Origin of the sequence: Alkalicoccobacillus gibsonii (assembly GCF_016798245.1) — a bacterium.
Classification (GTDB): domain Bacteria; phylum Bacillota; class Bacilli; order Bacillales; family Bacillaceae_D; genus Alkalicoccobacillus; species Alkalicoccobacillus gibsonii.
The window spans coordinates 193,839-209,414 of record NZ_JAEUZA010000003.1 but is presented as its reverse complement, the minus strand read 5'-3'; the positions used below and the strand labels follow the sequence as shown (position 1 = coordinate 209,414).

At 42.3% G+C, this 15,576-nt stretch carries 11 protein-coding genes; 2 read left to right on the top strand and 9 right to left on the bottom strand.

Going from position 1 to position 15,576, the window contains the following annotated elements; genetic code table 11:
- Position 1 precedes the first annotated feature (1 nt).
- The gene (locus JNO66_RS12660) at positions 2 to 442 is read right to left on the bottom strand and encodes a Dps family protein (protein WP_203088669.1); all 441 of its coding nucleotides are present in this window, start codon (positions 440 to 442) and stop codon (positions 2 to 4) included.
- 83 nt (positions 443 to 525) lie between these two features.
- Positions 526 to 843, bottom strand: a complete 318-nt coding sequence (locus JNO66_RS12655; protein ID WP_203088667.1) for a CHY zinc finger protein — start codon at positions 841 to 843, stop codon at positions 526 to 528.
- A gap of 126 nt (positions 844 to 969) precedes the next feature.
- Here JNO66_RS12655 and JNO66_RS12650 point away from each other — a divergent pair, with 126 nt between their 5' ends.
- On the top strand, positions 970 to 2,319 hold the full coding sequence (locus JNO66_RS12650) for a M20/M25/M40 family metallo-hydrolase (protein WP_203088665.1): 1,350 nt from the start codon (positions 970 to 972) through the stop codon (positions 2,317 to 2,319).
- A 275-nt stretch (positions 2,320 to 2,594) separates the two neighbouring features.
- Here the strand turns inward: JNO66_RS12650 and JNO66_RS12645 are convergent, their stop codons facing one another.
- Complete coding sequence (locus JNO66_RS12645; protein ID WP_203088663.1) at positions 2,595 to 3,017, bottom strand: SRPBCC family protein; 423 nt, start codon at positions 3,015 to 3,017, stop codon at positions 2,595 to 2,597.
- Between the two features lie 394 nt (positions 3,018 to 3,411).
- Here JNO66_RS12645 and JNO66_RS12640 point away from each other — a divergent pair, with 394 nt between their 5' ends.
- Entirely contained in the window at positions 3,412 to 7,701 is a 4,290-nt protein-coding gene (locus JNO66_RS12640; protein ID WP_203088661.1) for a S8 family serine peptidase, read from the top strand.
- A gap of 46 nt (positions 7,702 to 7,747) precedes the next feature.
- Here the strand turns inward: JNO66_RS12640 and JNO66_RS12635 are convergent, their stop codons facing one another.
- The 6 genes from JNO66_RS12635 to JNO66_RS12610 all read right to left on the bottom strand — a co-directional run bounded on the left by JNO66_RS12635 (position 7,748) and on the right by JNO66_RS12610 (position 15,521).
- Positions 7,748 to 8,821 carry a DNA alkylation repair protein gene (locus tag JNO66_RS12635; RefSeq protein ID WP_203088659.1) on the bottom strand — a complete coding sequence of 358 codons (1,074 nt, stop codon included), beginning with the start codon at positions 8,819 to 8,821 and terminating at the stop codon, positions 7,748 to 7,750.
- 68 nt (positions 8,822 to 8,889) lie between these two features.
- A complete protein-coding gene (locus JNO66_RS12630) occupies positions 8,890 to 9,750 on the bottom strand; it encodes an N-acetylmuramoyl-L-alanine amidase (protein WP_203088657.1) in 861 nt (286 codons plus the stop codon).
- A gap of 368 nt (positions 9,751 to 10,118) precedes the next feature.
- Positions 10,119 to 11,444 carry a metal ABC transporter solute-binding protein, Zn/Mn family gene (locus JNO66_RS12625; RefSeq protein ID WP_203088655.1) on the bottom strand — a complete coding sequence of 442 codons (1,326 nt, stop codon included), beginning with the start codon at positions 11,442 to 11,444 and terminating at the stop codon, positions 10,119 to 10,121.
- 141 nt (positions 11,445 to 11,585) lie between these two features.
- The gene (locus tag JNO66_RS12620) at positions 11,586 to 12,833 is read right to left on the bottom strand and encodes an MFS transporter (protein WP_203089346.1); all 1,248 of its coding nucleotides are present in this window, start codon (positions 12,831 to 12,833) and stop codon (positions 11,586 to 11,588) included.
- Positions 12,834 to 12,972: 139 nt separating this feature from the next.
- Complete coding sequence (locus JNO66_RS12615; RefSeq protein WP_203089345.1) at positions 12,973 to 13,668, bottom strand: YqcI/YcgG family protein; 696 nt, start codon at positions 13,666 to 13,668, stop codon at positions 12,973 to 12,975.
- A 107-nt stretch (positions 13,669 to 13,775) separates the two neighbouring features.
- Entirely contained in the window at positions 13,776 to 15,521 is a 1,746-nt protein-coding gene (locus JNO66_RS12610) for an ABC transporter substrate-binding protein (RefSeq protein WP_203088648.1), read from the bottom strand.
- Positions 15,522 to 15,576 lie beyond the last annotated feature (55 nt).

Genomic DNA, 15,576 nt, shown 5'->3' with positions numbered 1-15,576 from the left:
ATTAACCTAAATAAGCATTAAGCATCCACGTATGCTTTTCAAGCTCTGCTTTTAACGCAATGAACATATCCGCTGTTGATTCATCTTCAACCTTTTCAGCTGCTTCAATAACCGATTCAGCATGCGTTGAAACCGCATGAAAATCTCTTTCGATTGCTGCAACCATATCTCTAGCCGTTTCTTGTCCAGTTGCTTCTTCTACATTTGACGTCTGAAGAAATTCCTTCATCGTGGCAATCGGTTTTCCTTTAATTGCAAGTATGCGTTCTGCGATCTCATCAATATGCACGCCTGCTTCATTATAAAACTCTTCAAATTTAGCATGTAATGTAAAGAAGTCTGGTCCTTTTACATTCCAATGAAAATTGTGAAGCTTTGTATAAAGGACATTCCAGTCTGCTAGCTGTTGGTTTAATTCTTTTACTACGGTTTGGTTTGTCATGTCTAAACACTCCTTATCTCTTATAACTATATTATATATCATTTAATATAAGATATCAAATAATAATAATTATAAATAAGGGCTTATTTCTGAAAGTAGATATGAGAATGTAAAAGACATCCTTCATTAAAAAGAGAGCTACAAACAGGACAGGTATGGTCACAGTTCTTGTATTGCTCGATCGTGAGTTCTGTCTTACACACACCACATAGTATCGCCTTATTATGAAACTCTTCCTCTGGCCATACTTCAATCTGATGATCCTCACATTCATTGTGGCATTGATAACAAGCATAATAATGCCCGCAGCATTTAAACTTAATTGCAATAATATCTGTTTCTGAGTGATAGTGAACACAACGAGTCTGATCATCAACGATGGGTCCTTTGACCTTACACATGATGTACCCTCCTTCTTCATTCATGCAAACTACTTATAGAATGAGCGAATGTTTCTTGCAATTCAAGGAATGACTATTTAAACTATTTAGATAACGATTGTTAACGATCCTGAAAGGACTGACACCATGAGTTTACCCTCCATTGATGCGTATGTATCAGAACAAAAAGAGCAGGCGCTCGACACATTATTTAAGATCCTAAGACAAGAAAGCATCAGCACGCAGAATAAAGGAATGAGAGAATGCGCCTCTCTTATGCAAGACCTAATGAGAGAAGTAGGGATGGAACCTGAGGTGTATGAAACAAAGGGCCACCCCATTCTCTACGGAGAACTTAAGTCTAATAATCCTGAAGCTAAGACAATCTTATTATATGGACATTATGACGTTCAGCCTCCTGACCCACTTGATCACTGGCAAAGCCCTCCGTTTGAACCAACCATTCGTGACGGTCGAATCTTTGCTCGTGGAGCCGGTGATAACAAAGGACAAATTGTTGCTCAGCTTTTAGGTGTAAAAGCATACCTGGACTGCTTTGGCACTCTCCCTGTTCATTTGAAGTTTGTGATTGAGGGTGAAGAAGAAATGGGCAGTGTTCACTTACCTGAATTCGTTGAAGAGCATAAGGATATGCTAAAGTCTGACCTTGTCTATACGGCTGATGGCTCCTCGCATAGTAGTGGCCAGCCACTTGTTCTACTTGGAGTACGTGGAATGCTTTCACTTGAAATTGAGATAGAAGGCGCTGCCTTTGACAACCATTCAGGAAACACTGGAAATATCGTTCCGAATCCTGCTTGGGAACTAGTTGAACTTTTGCACACGATGCGTGATTCGGATGGACATGTTCTCGTTAACGGCTTTTACGATCATATCCGCCCTGCTACAGCTGAAGAAACGAAGCTATTAAAAGATCTCCCATTCAACGCAAGTGAGGTCGGAGAAAAAATAGGTTATCCTTCCCTTTCTTTAGATGGGCAAAGCTATCATCATAAGCTGACGATGGAACCTACGTTTAATATTTTTGGGATGAAGAGTGGGTATTTAGATCAAGGCGTTAAGACGATTACACCTTCTAAAGCGAGTGTGAAAATTGATACTAGACTAGTGGTCGACCAGGACCCCGCTGATGTGTTTTCAAAAATTGAAGCGCATGTAAAGTCTCATCATCCAACGGCCACCGTTCGCTTTCTTGGTTCAATGAATCCATCTAGAACTCCCGTAGATACACACATTGTTCAGCAAGCGATCGCAGGAATAAAAGAAGCGTTTAATCAACAGCCATTAATTCAACCTAGTCTGGGCGGGTCCTTACCTGACTACGTATGGACAAATATCCTAAAGGCTCCTTCTATGCTAATGCCATATGCGAACTTTGATCAACGTAATCATTCACCAAACGAGAATATTACCCTTGATCATTTCTTTAATGGCATTCGTTGCACAGCTCATGTGATACATGAGTTGGGGAAATAAAAAGAGATTAAAGAGAATAAAACAAAGAGATTGAGCGAAGTTCCGCTCCAGTGGAAACTTCGCTTTCCGTGGGTACGGCCTTAGCCTCTTACGCGGAAAAGCACCGCTGCAGAGTCTTCACCACGTACTGTATCCACAGGAGTCTACGTTCCCACTTCCGCTAGATTAGATAATTAAACAAAAGACTGATGATTTTTTGATCAAATCATCAGTCTTGTTTTATTCACTTTCAATATCTTTCATTGTTCAGCAAGCTTATGTTATCTTGCCATCTTCTATTCCTCAGCTACCGCTTTTAACTTTGAGACAATGCCTGTCCATCCGCCATCCATTCTTTCTCTGATCACTGCACTTTTTTCATTGGCTTTCCCTATGATGGCATCTGCTTCGCCCCAGCCGCCATGTGTGACAGTGCATTCGGTTTTGTCCCCCATTTCTTTGAGACACACATCCACAAACCATCCTTCTGTATCCCAATCAAACGTTAACTGATTTGGCTCTTCTGCACGAGTAACTTTACATGGCGAAGGTCCAAATGGTGATTTTAAATTAAACTCGTGGCCCTCACTTGCTTTGATTTCTCCTGGCATAAACCATTGTGCAAGTCCTGATGGTGTTGATACAAGCGACCATACTGTATAGATTGGTGCATCAATTTCCACTTTCTTTTGGATGTTTTCCAGTTGGTTCTGATTCAAACCTATTCACTTCCTTTACTATTCTACATCATGCACGTTTCGATAAAACTTTAGTCTTATTTTGTTCTACGTACTATTCTAATCTTGCTACGATCATTCTTCCACTCACATATCATGTAAATCCTATAAAATGATTTCATTATGAGCGGATAAATTTCAGCGATAAATCAACGATTCCATAGTAATTCCCCTCAAAAATACGGTTGTGACTACGGACTTTTTCTCTTGCCTAGCTCCACATTACTTTATTCTTAATTTTCTAAATATTAATGATTTCTATTAATAGATTAGCTATGATACCTGTAGCAGCGAGATTTACATAAAAAAGAAAAATTCTAGGAAGAGGTGACGATTTTTAGGAAGAAAATCAAATAGAAAAGGAGAAAAAGATCATATGAACAGACGACTAAGAAAAATGATGTCCATTTCCCTTGTATTCTTGTTTGTCTTTACAATGTTCGCCCCACATCAGACGTCAGCCCAATCCGCTAGTACGTCTATTTTTGATTTTACACAATCAAGCTCTGAAAAAATTAGTGAACGTGTCTATGAAGAATTTGAAGACGCGGAATTCGTTACGTTTTTATTAAAATTTAAGGAACAAGTGAATACGGCTGAGGTGGCGAAGAATATTTCTAGCACACAGCAGGCTCAGAATGCCTCTGCTTCTCAAATGAAGCTTATTGAGCGCTCTGCTGTTGTCTCTAGCTTACGTGCCACAAGCATTGACAGCCAAAAAGAAGTAACAGCCTTTCTTGAAGGAGAGTTAGAGGGAGAACGAGTGAAAGATTTTGAATCGTTCTTTATTGTAAATGGAATGGCCGTTACTGGTACAAAAGAAGTAATGGAAAAGCTAGCATCAAGACCTGAAATAGAAAAGGTTCTAGCAAATGAAACAAGACAGTTAAATCCTACGAAGCAAACTTCAGAAGAAACACCTGAAGCTACTAGTGATTCTAATATTGAATGGAACATCGATCAAATTGGAGCTCCTGCTGTTTGGGAGCAAGGCATTGATGGAACAGGTATTGTCGTTGCATCAATTGATACTGGTGTCGAATGGGACCATCCAGCTCTAATAGAGCAATATCGTGGATATGATCCTTCTAACCCAGATAGTCCAAGTCATGAGTTTAACTGGTTTGATGCAACTTCAGGTAACACAACACCCTATGATGATGAAGGTCATGGTACGCATGTGACTGGAACCATGGTTGGAGTAGAGCCAAATGGATCAAATGCGGTTGGTGTCGCTCCTGGTGCTCATTGGATTGGGGTCAAAGCGTTTACTCCAGCCGGAGGAACCGATGCTGATTTACTAGCTGCTGGTGAGTGGATTATTGCCCCAACAGATGAAGATGGCAATCCACAACCTGAAAAGGCACCAGACATTGTCAATAATTCGTGGGGAGGCGGACCTGGTCTTGATGAATGGTATCGTCCAATGGTTGAAAACTGGAGAGCAGCTAATATCTTTCCTGAATTTTCAGCTGGAAACACTACTTTCTTTAACCCTGGTGGTCCAGGATCTGTTGCAAACCCGGCTAACTATCCAGAATCATTCGCCACTGGCGCAACAGACATTAATGATAAGTTAGCAAACTTCTCTCTTCGTGGACCGTCTCCGTATGAAGAGATAAAGCCCGAGATTTCAGCTCCAGGAGTGAACATCCGCTCTGCTGTTCCAGGGGGTGGCTATGAAGGCGGATGGAACGGAACGTCCATGGCTGGTCCTCACGTCTCAGCAGTAGCGGCTTTACTTTTACAAGCAAATGCTTCGCTTTCTGTTGATGATTTAGAAGAAATTCTTATCTCAACGGCTGTTCCTTTAACGGATGATGAATATCCAGAGACGCCTAATAACGGGTATGGACACGGTCTTGTAAATGCATATGAAGCCGTATCCTCCGTTCTCGATGGGATTGGTACTGTATCTGGTAGTGTCACAAAAGACGGTGAAGATACAGAGGCTCCAAGCTTTGAACACGAACCAATTACAGAAGGATATGCAGGACTAGACCTGCCACTGACAATTACAGCTACTGACGACGTAGCGGTAACAAACGTAACCTTACATTATGGTTCCGACGATGAGTGGATACCGGTTACAGCGACTCAAACAAGCGGTAATCACTTATCCGGGACATATAGTGCTACAATCCCCGCCGAAGCAGTAGAGGGTGATGTCATTGAATACAAATGGGCGATCACAGATTTTGGCGAGAACACGACGGAATCTGATGTCTATGAAGTGACGATCCTCCCTTCCATTGGTGTTGGCTATGAAGAAGACTTTGCAACCAAACCAAATGGCTGGTATTCGTTTGGTTCCAATGATGTCTGGGAATGGGGAGAGCCAGTATCTGGTCCAGGCGCAGCATTAACTGGTGATCATGTGTATGCAACGAACCTTTCAGGAGATCATCCGAATAATGCAAACATGACACTTGTGATGCCTCCAATTGATCTAGACGAAGGACAAGCCTTCCTTCAATTCACTCATTGGTATGAGCTTGAAAACAACTACGATTTTGCTCATGTGTTTATTTCAACAGATGGCGTGGAGTGGGAGCAGCTGGAACGCTTTAACGGTGCAACGGCCGATTGGATTGAAACAGAGATTGACCTATCCAGTTATGCCGGCGAACGTATCTATTTAGGATTTAATGTAACAACAGACATTTCAATTACGAATGAAGGATGGTTCTTGGACAAAGTTGCCCTTTCAAATGAGTCCACACAACCAACCTATCATCCTGGTGTAGAACCACCAAACCATACGTACTTTAACCGCAACCTAGAAAAAGAAAATGTGAATTCGGCTGACATCAAGCCAAAACAATCAAGTACTCAAAAACCTGCTGGAGCAAAAACGGATACTGAGTTTGAACTCGCTGCCCTACCAGTTGAAGCAACGGTTAATGTTCTTGAAAGTGGACGTTCCGTTCAAACCAATTCAGCTGATGGAAGCTACTCCCTTAAGCATGCCCCAGGTGAGTTTACATTGCGCGCTGATGCGTACGGCTTTGTCTCCGAGGAGCAGTCAATCACAGTAGAAGCTGACGCAACGACAACAGCTCACTTTACCTTAACAGAAGTAGCAAAAGGGACAATCACTGGTGTGGTGAGTAACGAAGCAACAGGTGAGCCCGTTAACGGCGCTACGGTTACGTTGCTTGAGGATGGACATATTGCTCCAGTTCAAACCAACGAACAAGGTGAGTATGAACTAAGTGCCTATGAAGGGGAATATACCGTTCAGATCACCGCTCCTAGCTTCTATAGTCAGACAATCGAAGTAACAGTCACTGGTGGAGAAACAGCGTCCCACGATGTAGCCCTGCAACCATTTATCGGCTACGAAGGGGAGATCGGATATGATGACGGTACAGCTGAGAATGCACGTGCTTACTATGAAGCAGGAAACGGATGGGCTGTAAGAATGTCGCTTGCTGAAGGTGAGGAGCGAGCACTTGTAACTGGTGGTCTCTTCCGCTTCTGGGACGAGGAATGGCCTGTACCTGGAGGAACTGAATTTAAGGTAGCCGTTTATGATTCAAGTGGTGCGGACGGTGCTCCTGGTAAGCAAATTGCCGGACCAATCGATGCAACAGCAAAACGTGACGGCACATGGACTGAAGTTGATTTATCGGCTGAAGGCATCATGGTTGAAGGTGACTTCTACCTTGTCTATATTCAATCTGCTGCAGATCCAAATGCACCTGGTCTAGCGATCGATGAAGACGGTCCAGCTGCAGAGCGTAGCTGGGAGTTTATCGGCGGTAGCTTTGCACAAACTCCTGCAAGCGAAGGCAACTACATGATTCGAGCTAAGGTAAATTATGAACTAAGTGCACCAACGATCACCTCGCCTGAGGATGGGACGATTACCAATGAAGAAGTGATTTCAATTGAAGGAACGTCTTCTGCTGCTTCAGACATCATCATCTTCAACGATGGAGAAGAAGTGAGTACAACAACCTCTGACGAATTTGGTGTATTTACAACGGAAGTGACCTTAACAGAAGGGGAAAACACCTTAACTGCAGCGGTTGTTACAGAGGGTGGTGTTAGTGATCTCTCTGAAGCCATCACCGTCATACTTGATCAAACAAGCCCTGAGCTTGAGATCACAGAACCAACGGATGGCTCAAAAACGAATCGTGAAACAGTCACGGTAAAGGGAACGGCAACGGACGAGAATCTTGATACTGTAACTGTTAATGGTCAAAATGCGAGCGTTGAAGAAAACGGAAGCTTTACCCAACGAGTTCTTCTTGATAATGGAATCAATGAAATTGAAGTTGTTGCAACGGATTTAGCAGGTAACACAACAACAGAACAAATCAGCATCGACGTGAAGTTTGATGCGCCAGTTATTGAGAACCTTAAGCCAGACGAGGATAAAACACTCAAATCTGGTGAATCCGTAAAAATTGAATTTACAAGTGAAGAAGATTTGGATGCGACCTTCATTATCCGCATGCCGCTAACAAACATCACCTCTAACGCAACGGAGCTTCCTATCCGTGAAGAGAGCGATGGGACGTATGTCGGATACTGGACAGCCACCTCCAACATTGAAGTAGAAGGTGCAGAGATTGAAGTCATCGTTCGTGATGACTACGATAACGAAACGCGTAAAGTCGCACCAATGAAACTAAATGTGAATGTAGAAGAATAACGACCAAACACCCCCTCGTACGTGGTGACTACGAGGGGGTGTTTTTTTATATGATGTCAAACTCGATGGAAAGCTTCTCCTCCCCGTTTACAATGAGAGTCAGTTTATGAACCCCTGGATAATGCGTACGTGTAGAGAGATTCTGAAACGAATGCGTTCGCGAATAGTCCTTTGTTTCGTCTTTCTTAATCGATGTGTCAGAAAGCTTGAATACCTTTCGTGTACGGTTGCCACGAGCCTTCACGTAGTCTATCGCATAATCAATTCTTAGCTTCGTATTGGTGTCTGCATGAAGACGGAATGAAAAGTGAATGACTTCTCCAACTCGAAGAGACTCTGCTGCGGATTGGAACTCTTGTATATGTAACTTTTCACTATTTTCATAGCCAAATAAACGAAGAATGTCCGGGTCACCCTTTTTTAAAAGGCTTCGACTAGCATGCTTAATGATCCAATCCGTGTCAGGATGCTCGTCCACCCATTCTTTTGCAATGTCTTTAAAAAGGGCTGGATGCGTTTTAGTTACATCATTTAAGCTATTCGCCACACTTCTGCGTACATATAAGGACGGATCTTGTTTAAGTGATTCAAGGATTGGCAGAATCAAAGCTGGGTTCTCTTTAATAGCAGGTATCGAGATTCCCCAAGGTAATCTTGGACGGCTTCCTTCACTCGCCAGCCTACGCACATGTTCATTCTCACTTTGAGACCATATTTTGCTTTGCTGAATCATGCGCTCTGGATCCTTTATAAAAAAAGGACGGACTGCAAATTCCGCTGTAGAATATTGCGTGAACTGTTCCAACGCCTTGATTGACGCCTCCCAATCCTCCAGTCCATACACTTGAACATAATCAGAGAAAACTAGTCCCGCTAGCCCACTATAGTTTGGCGCAACCTGTTTGAGAATTTCAAGCGTATCCTGGTAAGAGTTAGGGAGTGTCGCCTGTATTGCCTCTGTGATTCTCCGTTTACGCTGCATCAATTTTAGTTGATCCCAATCAGGTTGCAAAATAATTGATTGATAGTCATCCGCCAGAAAACGTGGTTCAGCTTTTAATAGATCCGTTTTGAGATGCTGAATAAACTCTTCACTGTAAACAGCCTTCCTTAATTCCATTCGCCATCCTCCTTTGACCTGAGTTCGTTTCACTCATTATAAGAGAATGTACGTTCCCTCGCAACTTCCTAAGACGCCTTAATTCCATCAACAATGGCTCTTGCTGCTTTGTTTTGATACTCATCTGTTTTTAGGAGACCAGCATCTTTTTCATTGGATACAAAACCTGTCTCAACAAGAACAGAAGGCATACTAGTATGCTTTAGTACGTAAAAATCAGCTGAAAACACGCCACGGTTCTTATTTCCGGTCGCTTGTGCAAGCTCTTGTTGAATGGAGCTCGCTACCTGCTTTCCTCTTGTACTGCCTTGATAGTAAAACGTTTCAACCCCATTGGCTGCTGGATCCGAGTATCCATTTGCATGAATACTCACAAATAAGTCCGCAGCCCATTTGTTGGATTTCTGGACACGGTCCTCTAGTGATACAAAGACGTCGGAATCTCTTGACATCAAGACCTCATAATCCTCATCTATTAATAAATCTCTCACCTTACTCGCTACAGATAGTGCTATAACCTTTTCATAGAGATCATTGCCAATTGCACCTGGATCCTTTCCCCCGTGGCCTGCATCAATCACAATGCGTTGCACATGAAAGGATTCAACAGGTTTTGACTCAGGCTCAGGTTCCTCTGAAGGGGTTGCTTGTGGTTCCGGCGTTCTCTCCATTTTCATCAAATAAGCGGTGCTCACAAAACCTAGCTTGCCTTGATACGTGATCTGCCCCCACCCGTTACCAACATCAATGTACTCCACACGCTCACCAGGAGATAAACTCCCAATAATGGTTCCCGCTTCACTTGGCTCGGACCGAACATTTAAAGAGACCTGTGTATCCACCTCACCCATCTCCGCTGCAAGAGCGCTTCCTCCCCATGCAGCCATAAACAATACTGACATGAAAATGACTATTAGTACCTTTCTCATCATGTAAACCCCTCTCCCCATCCGCAAACCTCATAATCTATTTCTCTAGCATTGACAGGTTGATAGAAATTAATCATGTGTTTAGTGAAAAATTTGGAGGGGGCGGGGGGGTGAGTTGGGTTTATCGTTTCACTTTCAGGAGCTAACGTTTCACTTCGGCCTTTATCGTTTCACTTTCAGGAGCTAACGTTTCACTTTGGCACTTATCGTTTCACTTTTAGGAGCTAACGTTTCACTTTGGCCTTTATCGTTTCACTTTAGTCCAGTTGGCAAAGCTTAACTTCCTCTACTCATGCTCCATTCCCTGCTCTCAACGCTCATCCCCCTCACACAGCAAAAAACCCTCCACAAAGGAGGGCCACACTTAACTATTCAGCGGACAGCACTGTTCTCAAAGTCTCTACGTTTTTGTGCATTAATGAGAAGTAGTCTTCGTCATTGGCAACATCTTCATCGGTCAATGCTTCGAGCGGGTAGATCGTCATTGCTTCTGCCCCGATTTCACTTTGGACGACTCCAGCTACAGCAGGAGTGATATTCGGTTCAAATAATACATAATTCAGTCCAAGCTCTTCAGCGTGATCAATCGTTTGAACGAGCTGGCTTTGCGATGGTTCATTTGTTGGAGAGATTCCTGCAATTCCAATTTGATTGAACCCGTACCGTTCTTCCCAATACCCGTAGCCTGCGTGGGATACAATAAATGTATCAAGGTCCGCGTTCTCAGCAACCTCTTTAAATTCGCTATCTAATTCTTCAAATTGGCGAACCAACTCATCATAATTTTTGTTAAAATAGTCTTCTTGCTCAGGTAACATTTCAACTAGCTGGTTCTTAATATTCTTAGCTAATTCAATTGAAAGCACTGGATCTAACCACACATGTGGGTCGAATTCACCATGAGAGTGTCCATGGTCGTCATGTCCATCATCCTCGTGGTCATCAACAGAGATCGTTACTGGATTTGATTGAGCAATCACTTCTTGATTTTCATCAAGAAGCTTAGCCTGGATTTGTTGTCCATCCTCTGCTGTTCCTTCGTATTCTGCTGATTCGTTCCCCTCAGCTACTTCCCAGGCATCTTCCCCAGCTGCTAGCGTGTACCATTGCCACTTATCAGATTCAACTTCCTCAGGAGCTATAGCTGTAAGATGGACGTGATCGCCTGAATGATAATGATCAGAGACGCCTTCAATATTCACTGTTTCATCAGCTTCTCCATCATGATCATGGTTGTGGTCATGATCCTCTTCTCCATGCTCATCGTCCCCGTGATCGTGGTCATGATCATGTTCCTCTTCTCCATGACTGTGATCATGGTCGTGGCTATCAGCAATCAACTCGACCCCGTCGGTTGCTTCTAACGTCACGACACCTTCCCCGTCCACTGCACTGACAACCTTATCTGCGAAGGCCTCCATCCCAGCGCCACTATAGAAAAAAGCATCGGCACTCGCTACTTTTACCATTTCTGTTGGAGTGGGTTCATAGGTATGAGCATCTGAACCGACGGGTACCATGTTGGTAACGTCTACGTAGTCGCCTCCAATTTTTTTAGTCCAGTCTTCTATTGGAAAAATCGTTGTATAAATATCAAGTGTTTCGCTCGTACCTTCTTCCGTATCTCCTGATCCCTGTGAGCATGCATTAAGAAACAGTAGTGCCGCTCCTGCTAGTGCTAATCCTTTTTTCATGGTCAGACTCCTTTTTCGTAATAGTTCCGATCTATGTAATGAAGTTAGTATATCGTAACGATTCTTATTTGTAAATGATTTTCTATCCGATAACAAATAAACGTGGCGACTCAATATAGACATCGCCACGTACTGATACATTTATACAGTTACTTTGTTACGTCCACTTCCTTCTGCCTCCTCAAACTCAGGCACAAAGGCAAGAATCACTCCACCAATGATAAATAAAAGAATAAGACTAAATACCCCAGTTGTTGAACTCCCTGTTAGTTGTGCTGTAACAGCAAGAAGTAACGGTCCCATCACCGCTGCAAATTTTCCGAAGATGTTATAAAAACCAAAGAATTCATTTGCTCGGTCCTTAGGAATGAGCTTCGCATAATAAGACCGGCTTAACGCTTGAATGCCTCCCTGTGAAGTGGCAACGAGCATGGCCAGAATCCAAAAATCCACGGCCGATCTCATAAAGTACGCATAGATACAAACAAAAATATACACAAAAATTCCTACATACAGCATCTTCTTACCAGTAAATCGCTGCGCCAACCTCCCGTATAAAATCGCAAATGGCGCCGCTACAATTTGCGTTAAAAATAAAATGAGTAACAGGCTCGTTGCATCAATTCCTAAATCCGTCCCATAAGCAGTGGACATTTTAATAATAGTCCCTACTCCATCAATATAGAAAAAATAAGCGAGTAAAAATAGCATTAACGTTTTATATTGGCGAATATCTTTTATCGTCTGTCCAAGTCGCTTAAAGCTTTTAACAATAGGCTTTGACTCGCGTTTAATAAAATGAACTTGCTTAACATGACGAAGCATCGGGATACTAAAGACTCCCCACCAAACGGCTGTAATCAAAAATGAAATTTGACTTGCTACTGTTACGGAAAGTGGTAAGAATCCCATCTGCGCGCTCAAAATAATGAGAATACATAGGAAGAAAGGAATAGCACTTCCAATATAGCCCCACCCGTATCCTCTGGCAGATAAATCATCCATCTTCTCCTCACCGGTTACGTCTACTAGAAAAGCATCATAAAACACATTCGCTCCTGCAAACCCAATCGATGTAATCGTATACAATATTAGCAGTGCTAACCAGCTATCAAATGGAACAACAGCAAGCATAGCTGTAGAAATGACACCAATTAGAAAGAAGAACGCGAAGAATTTTTTCTTCAACCCTTCGTAATCAGCAATCGTTCCAAGTATGGGACTAAGCATTGCGAGTATGAACGTAGCAATCGCAATGGTGTAACCCAGATAAGCTGTAGAATTAACGCTTGATACCCCCGCAGCCTCTGCCCCTGCCTTAAAAAAGATTGGAAAGATTGCCGTTGTAATGATAACCGAGTACGCTGAATTAGCCCAGTCATAAAGCATCCAGCCGCTTTCAACCTTACTGAATTTTTTCAGGCCCAACACCCCCTCAGTCTATTGTATAGCACCCTTTTATTTAATAGGACAATCTTACAAATATTTTACAAAGATGAAATAAAAAAAAGGACCTCAAGCAATTCGCTTAGGATCCTTCTCTATGTAAAAATGGACACTTTCCTTTAAGAGGCTCTATATCGTCTCCAATAAAAAACTGCTTCCACTCATTGTGTGTCGGATCGCCAAAATGACTAATGTCCGGATGTGTTGGTAACTGGTCCCAAGCTTCTGTGCGCTCTCTTACTTTTTCACGAGACATGATGCCACCTTTTTCTGTCCCTTCAAGGCCTTTAAAAATTTTGCGCGGTTGGAAGCCTAAAACCAGGCTATTCCCCAAATTCCTTGTTCGTCTCTGCTTATAGGCCGGTGCATTCCCAAATGCAAAAATCGGTTCCCCTGCAAAGTGAAAGTCCCACAGATAATGTGCTGGATCACGAGGGCTCTCTTTTGGCCAAGGGATCGGATCCTCCTCGTGGAGGTATTGAAGAATTCTCCAGAAGTAATCGCGATAGTATTCAATATCCTGCTCGCCTTTTTCTGGTTCAACAAAAACAAATAGGCCATGCCTAATGAAAGGTGGGTCCCTAAACAATTGAAGAAATTGATCAACCGCCTTTGGAAGATTCGACCAATCGTCATGCGAGAGATAGGCATAACGAAGCTCCCCTTTGTTCTCGGCCTTCATTCCGAAATAACAAGGAAACGTTGAATCGGTCACCGTATCATGAAATGTTTGATATTCATGTAAAACCCATTCTGGAACGATCGCTGGATTTGTCATATCCTCTTTTACTAACAAACTTTGATGGTCCACGCTAGCTCACCCTTTATACGAAAGTTTAAAAAGCAACAGTGATTTATTCATACGCAGCTTTTGTCGTCATCATGCTACTTAGGCTCTTCCTTTATTTCAGGTGGTTGAAACCAACACTTTTGATAATCGAGAAATCCATAGTCATCAAGCTCTACTCCGAGCGCATTTGGATGTGTATACGACTCTTGCTTTGTCAGGTACAACGGAATGATGCTTACGGATTGGACTAGGTGATCATCAATTTGTTTAAGGATATCTCTGGGATCCTGCTCTAGACAGGCTACTTGTGAGAGGTTCTTTAACATCTCCGATTGCTTTGAATCAAACATATGGATGAACCACTCATTATGACCCAATAAAAATTGGATAAACGATAGTTCTAAGTCGCTTGTGTTAACCATTGAAACAAGGATTAGATCGGCTTTATCCCTTGTACGTTTTTGCACTAGTTCAAGAATCGGAACGGTCACAACCTTTAAGCGAAACCCATTTGTTCTTAATTCTCGAGTCAGCCATGCTGCATCATTCACATTAAGGGAGTGTGCATTTGTATAGAGCGTGAGCGAAATTAGCTCAGTAGTTTCTGGCACAGCTTGATACGTAATCTTTGCTTCCTCACCATACAAGGAACTACAGCTACACAACCGGTTCTCCCCTAGTTCGTTAATCATTTGTTCTTTATCAATTGCTGCTCTTAAACGTCTTCTTATCTGTATGTTCTTCAAATCACCATTTTTATTGGTATTACAAATGAGGACTTTTCTTTCGAGATCAACTCGGTCGTTTTTAGACCATGTTGTAATATGCGTCTTACCCTTAGACGGAACATAAGGATAAAATTGTGCATCTTTTCTCCACTGAATGGAAGAGGGCAACGTCCAGATTCGAATAATATCAAGTAAGGGACGCTCTTTAAAGTAGGTGTCTACTGCATGAAGTTCAATCAGCTCAGGTTGATGATCAACAATTTGGAATGGTCCCGTACCAATAGGGTTTGTGTGATGATTATCATCTGTTTTTTGTAAAATTACCATTTGAGGAAGTGCAAGATAACGTAATAAAAGAGGACAAGGCTTTTCAAAGTCTAAGGCGATTGTATATCGGTCCAGTGTTTTAATCACATGAAGACCTTGAACCATCCACTGGTTCCCACTTATTAATCGTTTCAAGGTATACTCTACGTCTTCTGAAGTAAGCTCCCAACCATTGTGAAAGCAGACTCGCTTCCTTAGGTGAAAGACCCACTTATTCAATTCAACATTTACTTCCCAACTGTGTGCAAGATGTGGATAAACCTCTCCACTAAATGAATTCCGTTTAGTTAGGCCGTCAAACACCTGGTGAATGAGATGCACCTCCATTTGCCTGAATACATGCACTGGATCTAGCCGACCGACTTCTCTGAAGTATGGGAACTGCAAAACATCCTTTTTCGTTTCTACATCCGTTTCCTGCTGAAATCCCAATTTACTATTGATCCAACCGTATAACTCATCTTTCCATTCTTCCGTAAGATTAAGCTCTTCTATTAATGAAAACATTTGTTTTAGTTGTCTCTGATCAAACAATTCCTGAATCTCTTCTAACTGAAGCTCTTGAATCGTTTTATGAAAAATGAGATAGGATTGCTTCGATCGACCAACTCCAGGTTTCCATTCAAGCCAACCTAAAGAACGTAATTTTTTCATAATAAAATTAACGTTCCTTCGCGAACAAAATAACACTTGTTCCAAATCAACTAAGGAAGTCGGTATTTGATGTGGCGTTCCTTGAATCTCAAAATGTTGAGTAAGTTGTTTATAGTGATCGAATGGTTTCAAATTCTTCCCTCCTAAAAGATGAAATGATTTAAGTTAAACCCTACGCTTTTTATGC

Coding starts and splice junctions, on each gene's coding strand:
- JNO66_RS12655 (WP_203088667.1), bottom strand. CDS start 843: ATGTGTAAGGTCAAAGGACCCATCGTTGATGATCAGACTCGTTGTGTT.
- JNO66_RS12620 (WP_203089346.1), bottom strand. CDS start 12,833: ATGCTTTATGACTGGGCTAATTCAGCGTACTCGGTTATCATTACAACG.
- JNO66_RS12660 (WP_203088669.1), bottom strand. CDS start 442: ATGACAAACCAAACCGTAGTAAAAGAATTAAACCAACAGCTAGCAGAC.
- JNO66_RS12635 (WP_203088659.1), bottom strand. CDS start 8,821: ATGGAATTAAGGAAGGCTGTTTACAGTGAAGAGTTTATTCAGCATCTC.
- JNO66_RS12640 (WP_203088661.1), top strand. CDS start 3,412: ATGAACAGACGACTAAGAAAAATGATGTCCATTTCCCTTGTATTCTTG.
- JNO66_RS12625 (WP_203088655.1), bottom strand. CDS start 11,444: ATGAAAAAAGGATTAGCACTAGCAGGAGCGGCACTACTGTTTCTTAAT.
- JNO66_RS12630 (WP_203088657.1), bottom strand. CDS start 9,750: ATGAGAAAGGTACTAATAGTCATTTTCATGTCAGTATTGTTTATGGCT.
- JNO66_RS12615 (WP_203089345.1), bottom strand. CDS start 13,668: ATGACAAATCCAGCGATCGTTCCAGAATGGGTTTTACATGAATATCAA.
- JNO66_RS12650 (WP_203088665.1), top strand. CDS start 970: ATGAGTTTACCCTCCATTGATGCGTATGTATCAGAACAAAAAGAGCAG.